The organism is Myxococcus sp. MH1 (genome assembly GCF_059738865.1).
In genome coordinates this window covers 7,768,946-7,784,449 of the sequence record NZ_AP026947.1, presented here as the reverse complement: position 1 = coordinate 7,784,449, position 15,504 = coordinate 7,768,946, and the positions used below count along the sequence as shown (strand labels likewise).

Below are 15,504 nucleotides of genomic sequence, written 5' to 3'. Positions count from 1 at the left end.
ATGAGTGCGGATTGTCGTCCCTCCATCGAATGGAATTCGCCCGGGAGACCTCGATGCCCCAGCTCGACCGAATCGATCGCGCGATTCTGACCGCCCTCCAGAACAATGCTCGGCTGTCCAACAAGGAGCTGGCGGCGCAGGTGGGGCTCGCGCCCTCGTCGTGCCTCACGCGGGTGCGGAAGCTGGAGGAGGAGGGCGTCATCAAGGGGTATCAGGCGGACCTGGACGCCAACGCGCTGGGGCTCGGCCTGCAGGCGCTCATCGCCGTCCAGCTCCGCCTCCATGTCGGCGAGGCCTTCGGCAACATCGGAGACCACCTGCGCTCGCTGCCCGAGACGGTGGCCGTCTACTGCCTCGGCGGCACCACGGACTTCCTCGTCCACGTGGTGTGCCGGGACACCGACCACCTGAGACGGTTGACCATCCTGTCCTTCACGAGCCGACCGGAGGTGAGCCGCATCGAGACGTCGCTGGTGTTCTCATACACGCGCCTGGGGCTGCCAGTGGACCACGCGCATGGCGACGGCATTCCACCGCGCTGACGTCTCTGCCGCGCGGAAGGTGAGGGGAGTGGGCCCTCCCGGATTCGAACCGGGGACCAATCGGTTATGAGCCGACAGCTCTAACCGCTGAGCTAAGGGCCCTCATGCGTGTGCAACCCGCGTGGGCCTGGGCATAACTCCGCGCACACAGGTCTGGCAAGCACCACCCGGCCCCGTGTCAGCGTCTGGCCTTGGGTGTCGCGTCGTCGTCCCGTTTGACGCGGAACGTCTGCCCTCGCTGCTCCACCACGACGCCCTCGGCGCGCAGCCGCTTCGCCTGCTCCTGGGCCACCATGGGTGCGAGCACCCCTCCCGCGCGCGTCACCCGCCACCAGGGCACTTCCTTCCCCGTGGGCAGCATCGCCATCTCCCGCCCCACGCCGCGCGCCGCGCCCGGCCGCCCCGCATAGAGCGCCACCTGCGAGTAGGTGCGGACCTCTCCCCGCGGAATCGAGCGCACCGTGCGCCACACCGCCTCCGTGAAGGGCGCACGCTTCGGCGCTGTCTGCGCCTGCTTCACCCGCGTCTTCGTCCTCGGTCTCAAGAGCGCCATGCCGCGCGGGACTCTAGAAACACGAAGGCCCCCGGTCCACGAATGGGAGCGGGGGCCTTCTTGCTTCAGGCCTTGGGGCCTGTCGTCCGCGTCAGCTCTCCACGAAGGAGCGCAGACGCTTGGAGCGGCTCGGGTGGCGCAGCTTGCGCAGCGCCTTGGCTTCAATCTGACGGATGCGCTCGCGCGTCACCTCGAAGTCCTGGCCGACCTCCTCGAGCGTGTGGTCGCTCTTCTCGCCGATGCCGAAGCGCATGCGCAGCACCTTCTCCTCGCGCGGCGTCAGCGTGGCGAGCACCTTGCGGGTCTGCTCCGCCAGGTTCATGTTGATGACCGCGTCCGCGGGCGACACGAGGCTCTTGTCCTCGATGAAGTCGCCCAGGTGGCTGTCCTCCTCCTCGCCAATCGGCGTCTCCAGGGAGATGGGCTCCTTCGCAATCTTGAGGACCTTGCGGACCTTGTCGAGCGGCAGCTCCATCTTCTCCGCGATCTCCTCCGGCGTCGGCTCGCGGCCAATCTCCTGCACCAGGTAGCGGCTGGTGCGGATGAGCTTGTTGATGGTCTCGATCATGTGCACCGGGATGCGGATGGTGCGGGCCTGGTCCGCGATGGCGCGGGTGATGGCCTGCCGAATCCACCAGGTGGCGTAGGTCGAGAACTTGTAGCCGCGCTTGTACTCGAACTTGTCCACGGCCTTCATCAGGCCGATGTTGCCCTCCTGGATGAGGTCCAGGAACTGCAGGCCGCGGTTCGTGTACTTCTTCGCGATGGAGACGACGAGGCGCAGGTTGGCCTCCACCAGCTCGCTCTTGGCGCGCTCGGCGCGCTTCTCGCCCAGGCGGATGGCGTCGTAGTTGCGGCGCAGCGCATCCACGGGGAGGTTGGCCTCCTCCTCGACCTTCTTGATCTTCCGCACCGCGGTGCGCACGTCGCGGTCCAGCACCTCGAGCTGCTCGGGCGTGAGGTTGAGCTGCTTCTGCAGCTTCTTGCCGATGTTGGGGTTCTCCCGCGACTCCTTCAGCTGCGGGCGAAGCTCCTTCATGGAGATGCCGTAGCGGCGCTCCAGGTCGCGCAGCTCGTCCTCGGCCTTCTCGACGCGCTCGATGAGCGACTTGAGATTCAGGACGATGCGGTCGACCTGCTTCTTGTTCAGCCGCATCTCCTCCAGGACCTCCATCATCTTGGTCCGGAGGTCCTTCATCTCCTGCTTGAGCTCCTTCTTGCGCACCTCGGTCAGCTTCTTCTTCGAGGCGAGCTCCTCCTCGAGGACGTCGCAGTCCTTGGCGAACTTGCGGAAGCGCTCGATCTGCTTGCAGATCTGCTCGATCTTGTTGAGCTCGCTCTGCGCCAGCTGCGCCGGGGCGTCACCCTCGCCGACCTCCTCGGGAGCCTCCTCGGCACCCTCGGACTGGGCCTCCTCGGGAGCGTCCTTGATGACGTCGCGCACGCGCAGCTTGGCCGTCTTCAGCTTGTTGCCGATGTCGAGGATCTCCTCGACGGCGACCTTGCAGGCGAGCAGGGCGCGCAGGACCTCCTTCTCGCCCTCCTCGATGCGCTTGGCGATCTCCACCTCGCCCTCGCGCGTGAGCAGGCTGACGCTGCCCATCTTGCGCAGGTACAGGCGCACCGGGTCGTTCGACTTGCCGCCCGGCTCGTCGTCTTCGTCCTTCTCGTCCTCGTCGACGTCTTCCTTCTCCTCCTCGACGGTGACGGTGGGCTTGATCTCGTTGTTCTGCGCGGCCTTCTGCGCGTCGACGATCTCGATGTCGTTGTCGCCGAACATGCTCATCACGTCGTCGATCTGATCGGACGACACGATGTCGGCGGGCAGCGCGTCATTCACCTCGTCGTAGGTGAGGAAGCCCTTCTCGCGGCCCTGGGCGAGCAGGTCCTTGACCTCCTTGCGCTCGGCGACGGGGTCCTCCTCGACGTCGTCCTCGACGGCGTCCGGGTCCACCTCGACGGCGGCGGCGGCCTCCTCGGCGGCCTCCTCGGGGTCCACGTCCTCCGAGACGGCGGCGACGCCCTTCTTCTTCTTCTTCTCGACGACGGCCTCGGCGGGGGCCTCCTTCGCCTCGAGGACTTCCTTCTCCTCCTCGCCCGCCTTCACCCCAGCGCCCTTCGCCGCGGGACTGTCCGGAGCCTTCTTCTTGCGGATCACCGGATCCACCTTCTTCTTGGTGGGCTTCACGGACGCCTTCGAGGGCTTCTGCGTCGGCATTCGGGTACTTCTCCTTAAGAAATTCAGGGGCTTGAGGCCTGGGGCGAGCCGGCCGATCTACCGCAAAGTCAGGGTTTCTTACAAACGCGAACTCAAACCGGTTGCATGGGCGCCTTTGTTCCCGCGGAGGCCGGCTTGAGCTCCTCCAGGACACGCTTCTTGAGCGCCAGCAGTTCCACCCGCTCCGCCTGGAGCTGGCGCGTCTCCTCCGTGAGGTCGAACGCGCCCAGCGTCTGCTCCGTCGCACGGGTTATATAAGCAAGACGCTCGTTGATGCGCCGCACCATGATCTCCTGGCAGATGGTGGAGAACGCCTGCTCCAGCTCCTGTCCTTCCGAGGGGAGCTGGCGCCAGGAGGTCTCGATGGCCCGCTTCACGCCCTCGGAGGCCTCATAGAGGGCGTCGTTGGAGCCCCGCCCGGAGGTGGCGTGCATGAGCGTCATTCGAAGGCCGGTGTGCGACAGCTCGTCACACACGCGGAAGAGGTCGCGGCCGAGCAGCCGGGGCTCCCTCAGCACGGCCGCCACGTAGAGCGCCTCCATGGGCGGAGGCGGCTTCTCGGGGAGCGGGCGGGCAGGCGCGGCGTCCTGGGCACCCGGGTGGGAGGAGGCGGGCTTGGGCGTGGGGACCTTGCTGCGCAGGGCGGCCTCCACGTCCGGGGCGCGCCAGCCGAAGTGCTCGGCCAGGGCGGCGAAGAGCGAGGAGCGCACCAGCCCCACCGGCACCTGCGCCGCCACGGGCTTGAGTCGCTCCAGAGCCGCCATCTTCTCCTCGAACGTCGCCGCCTTTCCCTGGGGGAGCAGGGTGGCGAACAGGTACGTGGTGAGGGATTGCGCCCCGTCGATGAGCGACTCCACACCGTCCTGCCCCACACGACGCGCGAAGGTGTCTGGATCATCCCCTTGCGGAAGCAGCGCCACACGAGCGGTCGCTCCCGCGGCGAGCAGGGGGCCCGCGAGCCGCTCCACGGCCGCGAGCCCCGCGGAGTCTCCGTCGAGCAGCAGCACCAGCTCCCGCGCCTCGGCCCGCTTGAGCAGCTGCATGTGGCCGGCGGTGAGGTTGGTGGAGCACAGCGCCACGGCGTGGCGCACCCCCACCTGGTGCAGGCCGATGCAGTCGAAGTAGCCCTCGACGAGGATGGCGGCCTTGCGCTTGCGCAGCTCGTCGCGCGCCAGGTCCATGCCGAACAGCGTCTCGCTCTTGTTGTAGAGCCGCGACTCGCGCGAGTTGAGGTACTTGGGGCCCTCGTCGGCGCCCACCAGCCGGCCACCGAAGGCGATGGGCCTGCCCTCCGGCGCGCGGATGGGCACCATCAGCCGGCTGCGGAAGAAGTCGAAGCAGCCATCCCCCGTGTTGCGCTTGAGCACGAGCCCGGCCTTCATGGCCCACTCCAGCATGCCCGACTTCTGGCAGCGCTCCGCGAGCAGGCTCCACGCGTGGGGCGCCCAGCCCAGCCCGAAGGCCTGCGCGGTTTCATCCGACACCCCGCGGCTGGCGATGTAGGCCCGCGCGGAGCGGCCTTCCTCCTGGTGCCACAACAGCGAGCGGAAGTGCTCGGCGGCCAGGTCCGTGGCCTCCTTGATCTGCTGCCGCTCCCGCATCCCGGGGTCCTGCTGCGCCTCCAGGTCGATGCCCAGCTCGCGCGCCAGGTCCCGCACGGCGTCCAGGAACGTCTTGCCCAGGTAGCGCTGGACGAAGGAGACCGCGTCGCCGCTGGCCCGGCAGCCATGGCAGAAATAGAAGCGCTTCTCCGGCACCACGTAGAACGAAGGTGTCTTCTCCTGGTGGAAGGGACAGCGCCCCTTCCACTCCCGGCCCGCCTTCTTCAGCTCCACGTGCCGGGAGATGAGGCCCACCAGGTCCACCCGCTCGAGGATTTCCTGGATCTTGTGCTCCGGGATCATGTCGCCCACCCCTGGGCCCGCGTCAGGGCGGGCGCACCGCCGGCATCCTGCCAGCCGGGCCTGACGTCGCCCGTCCGGCCGCCAACCCGGTGGCTCTCCCCGCCCACGAGGGCGGAGGACCGGAGGCGCGAGGCGTCGTGAGGGTGTGGGGACACGTTGGGGCTCCTACGGCCCGCTGGGTACCTCCCCTGGACAGGGGCGGTACGCCATGGGCTGGCCCAGGCACTTAATGACGGGGGGCCGGGGGAGCAAGTTTCCGCTCACCCCGGGCCTTCCACCCCAGGGGGCCACCGCCTGCGCCGGGTGGCCTCCAGAGGGGTGGGACAGGGGACTTCAGGCGAGCTTCGCGAGCTCCACCTTGACGGCCTCGGAGATGGCGCGACCCTCGGCCTTGCCCTGGAGCTTGGGGGAGAGGTTCTTCATCACCGCGCCCATGTCCTTGGCGCTCTTGGCGCCCACCTCGGCGATGGCGGCCTGGACGGCGGCGACCAGCTCGTCGGGGGTGAGCTGCTGCGGCAGGTAGCTCTGGAGGACGGCGATCTCGGCCTCCTCCTTCTCCGCCAGCTCCGGCCGGCCCGCGGCCTTGAACTGGTCCGCGGAGTCGCGGCCCTTCTTGATGAGGCCGGTGATGACGCTCATCACGCCCGCGTCGTCGAGGGCGGAGGCACCGGGCTCCACTTCCTTGTACTTCACGGCGCTCTTGATCGCCCGAATGACGGTGGTGCGCAGCTCGTTCTTGGACCGCATCGCGTCCTTGAGGTCCGCGTCGATCCGCTCCTTGAGGGTGGCCATATTCGCAACTCCGCTGGCTGGGATTCGGGGGATTTCAGACGACGGGAGCCAGGGCACCTGACTGGGGGGCGCCCCGGCTCACACGCCGGCCTCGCAACTAGAACGACTTGCGGGCCTTCTTCACCGCGCGCTTCTTGGCGGCGAGGGCCTTCTTCTTCCGCTTCACGGAAGGCTTCTCGTAGTGCTCGCGCTTGCGGATCTCGGAAAGGATTCCGGCCTTTTCAGTGGCCTTCTTGAAGCGCTTGAGGGCGCTCTCAATGGACTCTCCCTCCTTCACTCGGATACCGGGCATGCGTTCACCTCCTTCCGCCATGCGTCAATGTGTGCGTACTTCGAAGGGGGAGCGGTATGTCCCAGTGGCCGGTAAAACGCAAGGACGCTGGCGGGAAAAGCCGCGCGCGGTTGGACTAGAGTGTCGCCTGCGTGAGCCCTGCCCTCCTCCTGATGGTGCTGCTGGCGACCGGTCAGCGTGGTGGCACCGGGACGACCGACTGCTGGAACTCCTGCCAGCGCCATGTGGCGGACCGCGCCCTGCGTGCCCGGGTGTGCGGCTCGTGCCTGTCCGGCGGGCGGGTGGACTCCTGGGTGGCGCCTTTGGGCAACATCCGGCCCGTCCCACGTGAGGCGCTGGCCTCCTCCCGCAAGGATGGCGACTGGCGCGTGCGCTGGGCCTCCGTGCGCGCCGACGCGAAGGCGCGGCAACTGACGGAGAAGCGCGTGCTGGCCGAGTGGGTGGCGGGGTCTCCCGCGTCCTCGGACCTGGCGGCCTGCCTCACCGCGGCGCGCGCGGCGGCGGAGGCGGGGCAGTCCACGGCCACCTTCCTGCGGGACGCGGGGGCCCGGGGGCCGGAGGCGGCGGCGCGGGTGTGGGCGCGGCGGGAGGCCATCCGGCAGGCGCTGGAGGTGGAGCTGTACTCGGAGGACCCTCGCGAGCGGGGCACCGCGCTCGCCCACCTGGGGGCCTTCCTGGGGCGGAGGCCCGCCCGGGTGCTGCTCGACGCGACGGCGTCGCGGCCCGAGGAGACGGATGGGATTGGCGCCTCGGCGCTCAAGGCGGTGGCGCTGCGCCTGGACTCCTCGGTGGGGCGGCTGCTCCTGGAGGAGGCGCGGCCCGCGGACGAGGTGCTGGTGAACCGGCTGTTCGCCGTGTACTCGCGCGAGCTGGAGTCGCTCCAGCCGGAGCTCACGGCGCCCGAGCCCCAGCGGCGGGACGCGGCGGTGCTGGCCCTGGGCGTCTATGGGCCGCTGGCGCGCAAGGAGCTGGAGCGCGCGCTCACGGACGTGGACCGCAAGGTGCGGGGTTCGGCGGCGCGGCGGATGGCCCAGTCGGAGGGCACGTCCTTGCGCGTGGCCGCCGAGCGCCGGCTCGAGGGCAAGGACCTGGAGGTGGCCCGGCCGTGGCTGGAGGCCATGGAGCGGGAGAAGGGCTGCGGGAGCTTCTTCCTGGAGGCTGCCCGGGACTCGCGCATGCCCGCGCCGCTCAGGGGCCAGGCGCTGACGTCGCTCTCCGACTGCCGCGAGGGTGAGAGCCTGCGGCTGGACGCGCTGACGCCTTTCCTGAAGGACTCGCAGCCGGTGGTGCGGGCGGGCGCGGTGCGGGTGCTCGGCGCGCTGTCGGTGCGAAAGCCCGAGGTGATGGACGCCACCGAGCGCGCGCTGGATGACGGCTCGCCGGAGGTGGTCGCCGCCGCGCTGGACGTGGTGGCGGGGCAGCGCCAGTCGACGCGGGGGGACATGGCCGCGGAGCTGCTCGGCTCGGAGCACCCGGTGGTGCGCGCCGCGGCGGCACGGGCGCTGGAGGCCATCGGCCGCGCGGCCCATGTGAAGGTGCTGGCCACGTGCCTGCGCGAGGACCCGGTGTCGGATGTGCGCGTGGCGGCGGCGCTCGCGCTGGGGAGGCTGGGCGGGCCCCATGCCGCGGCGGCGCTCTCCGACGCGGCGGCGCGCGACGCGGACACCCACGTCAAGCACGTGTCCCGCGCGGGCCTGCGCAAGCTGGGCTTCGGGAACTGACGTCAGAAGCGCGGCCAGACGTCCGGGCGAGAGCGGGAACCCCGCGCCTGATGGCGATGGCAAGCCAGGCTTCGGGCACCGACGTCAGCGGTGCCCGGGCGCGAGGGGGCGTCCCCGCGCCCGACGGACGACTCACGGGCCGCTGATGGCCTTGGCGTCGGCGCGGTTCCGGCCCGCGCGCTTGGCGCGGTAGAGGTACTTGTCCGCGGCGGCGATGAGGTCCTCGGGCTGGGAGAAGTCCGAGTCCAGGAGCGTCGCCACGCCCAGGCTGATGGTCACCTTGATGGGCGTGCCGCCAAAGACGAAGTCGGCCTTGTCCACCGCGTGGCGGCAGCGCTCGGCGCAAGCCAGGGCCTGGTCCTCGGCGGACTCGCGCAGCATCAGCGCGAACTCCTCGCCGCCGTAGCGCGCGAGCAGATCCTCGGTGCGCACCGTGTCGGTCACCCGCTGGGCGATGCGCGTCAGGACGTAGTCCCCGGCCGGGTGGCCGTACGCATCGTTGATCTTCTTGAAGTGGTCCACGTCGAAGAGCACCAGCGACAGCGGCACCCGGTGGCGCAGGCAGTAGCTGAACTCCTTGCGCACCGTCTCCAGGAAGTACTTCTTGTTGTAGACGCGGGTGAGGCCGTCGCGGGTGGCGGACTCGTAGATGCTGCGCTGGTACTGCTCCTCCAGCTCGTCCTGGATGGAGAACTTGAGGACGGTGTTGGAGCCGATCTGGATCTTGTCGCCGTCGTACAGCGGGGCGGCGTTGACCTTCAGGCCGTTGAGGTAGGTGCCGTTGGTGCTCGCCAGGTCCATCAGCTGGAAGCGCCCGTCGCCGAGCGCCACCACCTTGGCGTGCTTGCGGGAGATGCCGTCGTCCTCCACCTGGAACTGCGCCTCTGAGCTGCGCCCCAGCACCACCTCGGAGCGGTCCAGCTTGAACATCCGGCCGATGCCCGCCGCGGACTTGGCGCTGATGACAATCAAATAAGCGCTCTGCCGCTGGGCGTTGCCCAGCAGGTCCGAAATGGAATGGACGGAAGTTTTCTCCTCGGACATCGCAACACCCATCTTATGGGCCGTTTTTTCATGGCGGCAAGCATGCTGCCGGCTTCCACGCGGCCCAATCGCTCATCCCGCGTGGATCCGCCGCGTCGTCCGGGGCCGGCTGGGCACCTCCGGCTCGACTGTCCTCCGTCCGACGCTCAGCTCCCCCGCCACCGGCGTCTGGATGAACCGCGCCAGCGCCTCCGGGGAGCGGGGGTGGTAGGCGAGCGCCTGCATCAGCTTCACCAGCGCCGCGGAGGGGGTCATGTCCGCGCCACCGATGGCCCCCTGCGCCAGGGACGCCGCCCCGGACTCGTACAGGCTCAGGTCCACGCCGTTGCGGTGGGCCTGGCTCACCACCACCACCGGCACGCCGCGCTCCTTCGCCTGGACGAACAGCGGCATGAGCGAGCGTCCGAGCTCGGGCGCGATGGGGAAGTTGCCCGCCCCGTACGCCTCCAGCACCAGCCCCCGGACGTGCGGCAACAGCTGCAGGGGCAGGGCCGGGTCCAGCCCGGGATAGACCTTGAGCATGAAGACGCGCGGGTCCAGCTTCTCGTAGAGCTTGAAGGGGCCCCGGGCGCGCAGCCCCGGCTCGAAGGTCGCGTCCACGCCCAGCGTCCCCAGCACCGGGCAGTTGGGGCTCTCGAAGGCGTCGTACTCGGACACCTTCACCTTGCGCGTGCGGTTGCCCCGGTACAGGTGCGAGTCGAAGCAGATGGTGACCTCGCGCGGCCCCTTCACCGCGGAGAGCACCGCGTCGATGAGGTTGAGCCGCGCATCCGAGCGCACCTCGCCCAGCGGCCGCTGCGAGCCCGTCAGCACGATGGGGCAGGGGGGATTGCGCAGCATGAAGGACAGCGCGCTGGCGGTGTAGGCCAGCGTGTCCGTGCCATGGGTCACCACGGCCCCGTCGAAGTCCTGGAGCTGGTGGTGCAGGTGGGTGGCCATGCGTTGCCACAGCTCGGGCTGCATCTCGGAGCTGTCCAGGTTGCTGAAGAGCTGCAGCTCGATGTCGGCGAGCTGGAACAGCTCCGGGACGCGGGCCTTGAGCGTCTTGAAGAAGGCGGCGGGGCGCAGGGCGGAGGGCCGACCTCCGGCCATCCCCAACGTGCCTCCGGTGTGCAGCAGCAGGACTCTGGGCATGGGCAAGGGGCCCTCCTTGGCAAGGCTTGCGTTGCTTTACAAGCCCCTCGCGCGTGGCTAAGACCCGCCGCGTGCTCCTCTCCTGCTGGAAGCCTGTCGTTCCCCTGCTGGTCGCCGTGGCGCTGACCGGCTCGGGTTGCAAGAACCCGGAGGGCTCCGCGCCCGCCTCCACCCAGGCGCCCGCCGCTCCGGCCGCCCAGGCCCGGCCCCCCGCGCCTCCCCCGGAGCCCGCGGCCCCGCCGGCGGACCCCTCCCAGGCGCTCTTGGGCATCCCCGGCATGGACTTCTCCTCGCTGTCGGCGGCCTCCAAGCGGGAGCTGGCCACGGTCCTCAGCGATGAGTTCTGCTACTGCGGCTGCCCCCACACGCTGGGGGCCTGCCTGAAGTCGCACACCGGCTGCCGCCACGCCAAGCGCATGGCGCGGGTGGCCGCGCGCATGGTGTCCGAGGGCAGCCCGGCCACGGAGGTCATCGTCCAGCTGTCCCAGTACTACGGCGCCTTCCGCGAGCAGCGCGCGAAGTTCAAGGTGGACGAGCGCATGTGCATGGGCTCCGCGTCCGCTCCGGTGACGGTGGTGGAGTTCTCCGACTTCGAGTGCCCGTACTGCGCCAAGGCGCGGCCGGTGCTGGAGGCCTTCGCGAAGAAGAACGCCTCCCAGGTGCGCTTCTGCTACCTGCCCTTCCCGCTGTCCAACCACGTCAACGCCGTGCCGGCGGCCCAGGCGGCGCTGTGGGCGCGAGATCAGGGCAAGTTCTGGCAGATGCACGACGCGCTCTTCGAGAACCAGGACAACCTCAAGCCGGAGGCCCTGGTGGCGCTGGCGAAGAAGCTGGGGTTGGAGGAGGACCGGCTGGCGGCGGTGCTCAAGTCGGACTCGTACAAGCAGGAGCTGGAGGGCTTCCGCAACCAGGGCCGCGCGGCCGGGCTGTCGGGCACTCCGACGGTGTACTTCAACGGCCGGGCGCTGGACCTGAGCTTCATCCAGGAGGAGCTGCTCACCCACAGCATGGAGGATGAGCTGGAGTGGGTGACGAACAAGAACGCCTGGGCGGCTGACTGACGCGGCAGATGACGCAACGGTTCCGCATCGACGCGGGGCAGCTCGTCCCCGAGGATCGCCAGAGCCCCTCTCCGTTGGCGGGGCGCTCGGGGACGTACGCGCTGATGCCCACGGCGCCGGACCTGCTCATCTTCTCCCGGGGGCCCAGCGAGGGCGGCAGCATCCCCGCGCCCCGGGTGGTGCTCTCCGGCGACGCGGGCGGCTTCCCGCTGTCGGACCTGATGGCCTTCCTCAGCCAGTCGCGCTGGAGCGGCATCATCCGGGTGCACTCGCCCGGCGGCGAGCGCTCGGTGACGTTCCGCGACGGCGAGGTGCGGGGCGCGTCGTCGGATGACCCGGCGGACCGGCTGGGCGAGGTGCTGGTGCGCCTGGGCTACGTGGAGCGTCCCCAGGTGGAGGCCGCGCTGAAGGGCCAGCCTCCGTCCAAGGTGGGCCGCGCGCTGGTGGAGAAGGGTCTGTTGCAGGCGCATGACCTCTTCAAGTGCGTCACGCACCAGGTCAGTGAGATCTTCCACGCCATCGTGCTGTGCCGGGAGGGGAGCTTCTTCCTCATCGACCAGCCGGTGGATGAGAAGGCGAATCACTCCATCCAGCTCTCCACCCAGAGCCTGCTGATGGACAGCATCCGGAAGATCGACGAGATGGCGCACTTCCGGAAGCGCATCCCCCACGGCCGGCTGTACGTGGCCAAGAAGCGCGGCTCCGACGGCAAGCTGGAGGAGGACGAGGACCGGGTGCTGGGGCTGGTCGACGGGCGCCGCACCATCCTGGAGCTGGGGCACGCGGCGCGGCTGTCGGAGTTCGACATCACCAAGGTCGTCTTCCGCCTGCTCGAGGGCGGCTTCGCGTCGGTGACGGACAAGCCGCTGCTGGTGCCCGTGGCCGTCGCGACGGGGAGCGCTCCGACGCCGGGGCAGTCGGTGGGGCAGGGTGGCACCGCGCAGGGCAAGCCCGCGGCGAGCGCTGCGCCCGCGGTGGACCCGCGTCCGGCGGCGCGCGTGTTCAACTTCATCTTCCGGGAGATTCGCGACGAGGTGGCCAAGCAGGGCATGGACCGCGAGTTCATCGCCGCCGCCAACGCCGCGCTGTCCGGGCAGGCGCTGTCGTCCTCGCCGGTGTTGGAGGGGCTGTCCTTCCAGGCGGACGGCAGCCTGGCCGAGGCGAAGCTGATGGAGTCCTTCGAGCGGCACCACGCGCAGCTGGGCTCCGAGCCGCTGGCCTCCTTCAAGCAGGCGCTCAGCGACGTGATGTTCTTCTTGTTGTTCCAGGCCGGTGAGCTGTTGGAGTCGCGCGCGGACGAGGACCTCGCCCGTCGTGTGAAGAAGCTGCTGGCGACGCTCGAGGGCTCGTGACGACGGATTCGGATTGGCCGCGGTTGACGGCGGATGTCCCCGGCTGTGGTGGTGGTTTCAAGCTGGTCCCCGAGGACTTCGAGGTCGAGGAGCTCCCCGCCTATCAGCCCTCGGGCGAGGGCGAGCACCTCTACCTGTGGCTGGAGAAGCGGGGCCGGGACACGCGCGAGGTGGTGCGCGCGTTGTCCCAGGTGCTGGGCGTGTCCGAGGACGACGTGGGGGTCGCGGGCATGAAGGACCGGCAGGCCGTCACGCGGCAGCTCATCTCGGTGCCCGCGCGCGCGGAGCCCAAGCTGGGCGACTTCGCGCTGGAGGGCGTGCAGGTGCTGTGGTCGCGCCGGCACGGCAACAAGCTGCGGACCGGGCACCTCAAGGGCAATCGCTTCCGCCTGCGCCTGCGCGGCGTGCGCGACGTGGGCGCGGCGCGGGAGTCCTTCACGCGGCTGTCCGCGGGCGGCGTGCCCAACTACTTCGGCGAGCAGCGCTTCGGCCGCGCGGGTGACAACGCGGACCTGGGGCGCCTGCTGGTGCTGGGGCAGCGGCTGCCGAAGCGGCCGGAGCGCTTCCAGCGCAAGCTCTACCTCTCCGCCTTCCAGTCGCGCATCTTCAACCGGGCGCTCGCGGACCGCGTGCGCGCGGGCACCTTGTCCACGGCCCTGCTGGGAGACGTGCTGCGCAAGGAGGAGACCGGTGGCCTCTTCGTGTGTGAGGCGCCGGAGGTGGACGGGCCTCGCGTCGCCGCGTTCGAGGTGAGCCCGGCGGGGCCGCTGTTCGGCCCGAAGATGACGGCCTCCGCGGGCGAGGTGGCGGAGGTGGAGGCGAGGCTGCTCGCGGGCGAGGGCGTCACGCTGGACGACTTCAAGCGCGGCGGCGGCGAGACGGAGGGCGGGCGCAGGCCGTACCGCGTCCGCCTGGGCTCGCCCGAGCTGACGCCCGAAGGTGAAGACCTGTGGCTCACCTTCGAGCTGCCCCGGGGCGCGTACGCCACCGAGGTCCTCCACGAGCTGCTCAAGGACGACTGAGCTGGAGGCGTCGAGGCGGCGCTGTCCGCCCTGTTCCGATATCGCCGCCGGCGCGAGAGCTGGCTTGCACCAGGCTTGATTCCCGGGCCATCGGGCCCTGTGGACAGGGGGCCCGCCCCGCGGCCACCGCGCTCATCCGATGACGGCCCCGATGTCGGGTTTGAGGCCCTTCTCATGCTCGGGCGCTCCAGCCAGCCGCTCGCCCGGGATGACGGCGCGGGCCCTGCCGTGGGCGCCGCGCCTGGAAGGCCCCGCGTCATCACCAGGGATGCCCGCCCCGCGCGGTGACGGGCCCCAGGACGCAGGCGCGGCGGCAGGCGCCTTGGGTCCTCGCGAGGGGCGGTCCGTCCCGCGCGGTGACACACCCCTGAAAGCCAAGCGCCTCCGCGGGACGAAGCCCGGGAGGCGCTGTGCCTGCTTCCGCGTGGAGCGGAAGTTACTGCGTGATGATGTTGAACTCCGTGCGGCGGTTCTGCGCGCGGCCCGCCTTGGTGGTGTTCGGGCCGATGGGCCGCGTCTCACCGAAGCCCACCGCCTCCATCCGACCCGGGTCGATGTTGCGCCGCAACAGCTGCGCCATCACCGCGTCGGCGCGCTTCTGGGACAGCTTCAGGTTCGCCTCGTCCTTGCCCAGCGAGTCGGTGTGGCCCTCGATGCGGACCTTGGCGATCCACGGAGCGTCACGCAGCGCCTGCGCCACGTCGTCGAGGATGCCGTTGTTCTGCTTGTTGCCGAGGATCCTCGCGGAGCCCGAGGAGAAGAGGATCTGCTTCTTGATCTCGATGCGGTCCTTCTTGATGACCACGTTCTTGTACTGCTTCGGGCAGCCGCGCTGCTCCTTGGTGCCGGGCTCGTCCACGCACGCATCCAGGCGGTCCACCACGCCGTCGTTGTCCGTGTCCTTGTCCGGGCAGCCCGAGTTCTCCGGCGGGCCCGCCTCGTTGGGGCACTTGTCCTGGGCGTCCGCCAGACCGTCGGCGTCGTTGTCCAGGTCGGGGCAGCCGTCCTCGTCCTGGAAGCCGTCCTTGTCCTCGGGCTCGTCCGGGCACTTGTCCTGGCCGTCGTTGACGCCGTCGTTGTCCCGGTCCGGGCAGCCCAGGTTCTGGATGGGGCCGAACTCGTTGGGGCACTTGTCCTGGATGTCCACGACCCCGTCATTGTCGTTGTCCAGGTCGGGGCAGCCGTCCTCGTCCTGGAAGCCGTCCTTGTCCTCGGGCTGGTCCGGGCACTTGTCCAGGTTGTCGTTGATGCCGTCGCCGTCGCGGTCCGTCGGCGCGAGCGCGGGGCAGCCCTGGTTCTCCAGCACGCCGGGCTCCAGCGGGCACTTGTCGTTGGCGTCGAGCACGCCGTCGTTGTCGTTGTCCGGGTCCGGGCAGCCGTCCTCGTCCTGGAAGCCGTCCTTGTCCTCGGCCTGGTCGGGGCAGGGGTCGTCCTTGTCCAGCACGCCGTCGCCGTCGCTGTCCGTCTCCTCGATGCGGACCACGACCTGGGGCGGCTTCTGGGGCTCGGGCGTCGTCGGCGTCGTCGCCTGCGGGGCCTCGGGGCGCTCGCGCACCAGCACCTGCCGGGGGCCGCAGCTCTTCGACAGCTCCAGCGCCCGGTCCACCGCCGTGTCGGCCAGCCGCACGTGCGAGGCGGCACGGCCGCTGTTGCCCTGGCTCAACTCGCCCTTGGCGAAGTCGAGGTGGGCCTCCGCGGTGGCCAGCTCCACCGGCGCGCAGCGCAAGGCGCCGCTGCGGCGGGCGCGCTCGACGTCCGCGGCGAGCACCTGGGTGTCCGCGCGAATCTTGCTGCCGCTCACGCAGCTGGCGAGCAGGAGGGACAGGAGCGCTACAAGACAGGGACGCGTCATCGGGAGCACTCGGAGCG

At 70.1% G+C, this 15,504-nt stretch carries 13 protein-coding genes and 1 tRNA gene; 5 read left to right on the top strand and 9 right to left on the bottom strand.

The window, feature by feature from the left end; translation table 11 throughout:
* Positions 1 to 53 precede the first annotated feature (53 nt).
* Complete coding sequence (locus AC6JA9_RS30525; RefSeq protein ID WP_223781992.1) at positions 54 to 542, top strand: Lrp/AsnC family transcriptional regulator; 489 nt, start codon at positions 54 to 56, stop codon at positions 540 to 542.
* A gap of 29 nt (positions 543 to 571) precedes the next feature.
* On the opposite strand, the gene AC6JA9_RS30520 is transcribed toward AC6JA9_RS30525, so the two are convergent.
* From AC6JA9_RS30520 to rpsU, 6 genes are all read right to left on the bottom strand, one after another.
* Positions 572 to 644: transfer RNA gene (locus tag AC6JA9_RS30520), tRNA-Ile, on the bottom strand.
* 76 nt (positions 645 to 720) lie between these two features.
* Positions 721 to 1,095, bottom strand: a complete 375-nt coding sequence (locus AC6JA9_RS30515; protein ID WP_267700102.1) for an MGMT family protein — start codon at positions 1,093 to 1,095, stop codon at positions 721 to 723.
* A gap of 91 nt (positions 1,096 to 1,186) precedes the next feature.
* On the bottom strand, positions 1,187 to 3,313 hold the full coding sequence (rpoD, locus tag AC6JA9_RS30510; RefSeq protein WP_141325686.1) for an RNA polymerase sigma factor RpoD: 2,127 nt from the start codon (positions 3,311 to 3,313) through the stop codon (positions 1,187 to 1,189).
* A gap of 92 nt (positions 3,314 to 3,405) precedes the next feature.
* The gene (gene dnaG, locus AC6JA9_RS30505; RefSeq protein WP_408889692.1) at positions 3,406 to 5,217 is read right to left on the bottom strand and encodes a DNA primase; all 1,812 of its coding nucleotides are present in this window, start codon (positions 5,215 to 5,217) and stop codon (positions 3,406 to 3,408) included.
* Between the two features lie 333 nt (positions 5,218 to 5,550).
* Complete coding sequence (locus AC6JA9_RS30500; protein ID WP_223745453.1) at positions 5,551 to 6,009, bottom strand: GatB/YqeY domain-containing protein; 459 nt, start codon at positions 6,007 to 6,009, stop codon at positions 5,551 to 5,553.
* Positions 6,010 to 6,106: 97 nt separating this feature from the next.
* Positions 6,107 to 6,301: a 30S ribosomal protein S21 gene (gene rpsU, locus AC6JA9_RS30495; protein ID WP_002614080.1), complete on the bottom strand. Its 195-nt coding sequence runs from the start codon at positions 6,299 to 6,301 to the stop codon at positions 6,107 to 6,109.
* 131 nt (positions 6,302 to 6,432) lie between these two features.
* Here rpsU and AC6JA9_RS30490 point away from each other — a divergent pair, with 131 nt between their 5' ends.
* Positions 6,433 to 8,022, top strand: a complete 1,590-nt coding sequence (locus tag AC6JA9_RS30490) for a HEAT repeat domain-containing protein (protein ID WP_408889693.1) — start codon at positions 6,433 to 6,435, stop codon at positions 8,020 to 8,022.
* Positions 8,023 to 8,154: 132 nt separating this feature from the next.
* On the opposite strand, the gene AC6JA9_RS30485 is transcribed toward AC6JA9_RS30490, so the two are convergent.
* Positions 8,155 to 9,066, bottom strand: a complete 912-nt coding sequence (locus AC6JA9_RS30485) for a GGDEF domain-containing protein (protein ID WP_046715247.1) — start codon at positions 9,064 to 9,066, stop codon at positions 8,155 to 8,157.
* A gap of 72 nt (positions 9,067 to 9,138) precedes the next feature.
* Positions 9,139 to 10,200 (bottom strand): asparaginase, encoded by a 1,062-nt coding sequence (locus tag AC6JA9_RS30480; protein WP_223745455.1) that lies wholly within the window; start codon positions 10,198 to 10,200, stop codon positions 9,139 to 9,141.
* 53 nt (positions 10,201 to 10,253) lie between these two features.
* Here AC6JA9_RS30480 and AC6JA9_RS30475 point away from each other — a divergent pair, with 53 nt between their 5' ends.
* Genes AC6JA9_RS30475 through truD form a run of 3 tightly spaced genes read left to right on the top strand, consistent with a single transcriptional unit; the run spans position 10,254 to position 13,635 of the window.
* Complete coding sequence (locus AC6JA9_RS30475; protein WP_370640298.1) at positions 10,254 to 11,261, top strand: DsbA family protein; 1,008 nt, start codon at positions 10,254 to 10,256, stop codon at positions 11,259 to 11,261.
* Positions 11,262 to 11,269: 8 nt separating this feature from the next.
* Positions 11,270 to 12,613 carry a DUF4388 domain-containing protein gene (locus AC6JA9_RS30470; RefSeq protein WP_223745456.1) on the top strand — a complete coding sequence of 448 codons (1,344 nt, stop codon included), beginning with the start codon at positions 11,270 to 11,272 and terminating at the stop codon, positions 12,611 to 12,613.
* A complete protein-coding gene (gene truD, locus AC6JA9_RS30465; RefSeq protein WP_141333014.1) occupies positions 12,610 to 13,635 on the top strand; it encodes a tRNA pseudouridine(13) synthase TruD in 1,026 nt (341 codons plus the stop codon). Before AC6JA9_RS30470 ends, truD begins: the two co-directional genes overlap by 4 nt.
* Positions 13,636 to 14,071: 436 nt before the next feature.
* Here the strand turns inward: truD and AC6JA9_RS30460 are convergent, their stop codons facing one another.
* Positions 14,072 to 15,487, bottom strand: coding sequence for an OmpA family protein (locus AC6JA9_RS30460; protein WP_223745457.1), 1,416 nt, complete (start codon positions 15,485 to 15,487; stop codon positions 14,072 to 14,074).
* Between the last annotated feature and the right edge of the window lie 17 nt (positions 15,488 to 15,504).

Excerpts from the sequence above, each read along its gene's own strand:
- AC6JA9_RS30480 (WP_223745455.1), bottom strand. The coding sequence starts at position 10,200 with ATGCCCAGAGTCCTGCTGCTGCACACCGGAGGCACGTTGGGGATGGCC.
- rpsU (WP_002614080.1), bottom strand. The coding sequence starts at position 6,301 with ATGCCCGGTATCCGAGTGAAGGAGGGAGAGTCCATTGAGAGCGCCCTC.
- rpoD (WP_141325686.1), bottom strand. The coding sequence starts at position 3,313 with ATGCCGACGCAGAAGCCCTCGAAGGCGTCCGTGAAGCCCACCAAGAAG.
- dnaG (WP_408889692.1), bottom strand. The coding sequence starts at position 5,217 with ATGATCCCGGAGCACAAGATCCAGGAAATCCTCGAGCGGGTGGACCTG.
- AC6JA9_RS30485 (WP_046715247.1), bottom strand. The coding sequence starts at position 9,066 with ATGTCCGAGGAGAAAACTTCCGTCCATTCCATTTCGGACCTGCTGGGC.
- AC6JA9_RS30525 (WP_223781992.1), top strand. The coding sequence starts at position 54 with ATGCCCCAGCTCGACCGAATCGATCGCGCGATTCTGACCGCCCTCCAG.
- AC6JA9_RS30515 (WP_267700102.1), bottom strand. The coding sequence starts at position 1,095 with ATGGCGCTCTTGAGACCGAGGACGAAGACGCGGGTGAAGCAGGCGCAG.
- AC6JA9_RS30460 (WP_223745457.1), bottom strand. The coding sequence starts at position 15,487 with ATGACGCGTCCCTGTCTTGTAGCGCTCCTGTCCCTCCTGCTCGCCAGC.
- AC6JA9_RS30500 (WP_223745453.1), bottom strand. The coding sequence starts at position 6,009 with ATGGCCACCCTCAAGGAGCGGATCGACGCGGACCTCAAGGACGCGATG.
- AC6JA9_RS30470 (WP_223745456.1), top strand. The coding sequence starts at position 11,270 with ATGACGCAACGGTTCCGCATCGACGCGGGGCAGCTCGTCCCCGAGGAT.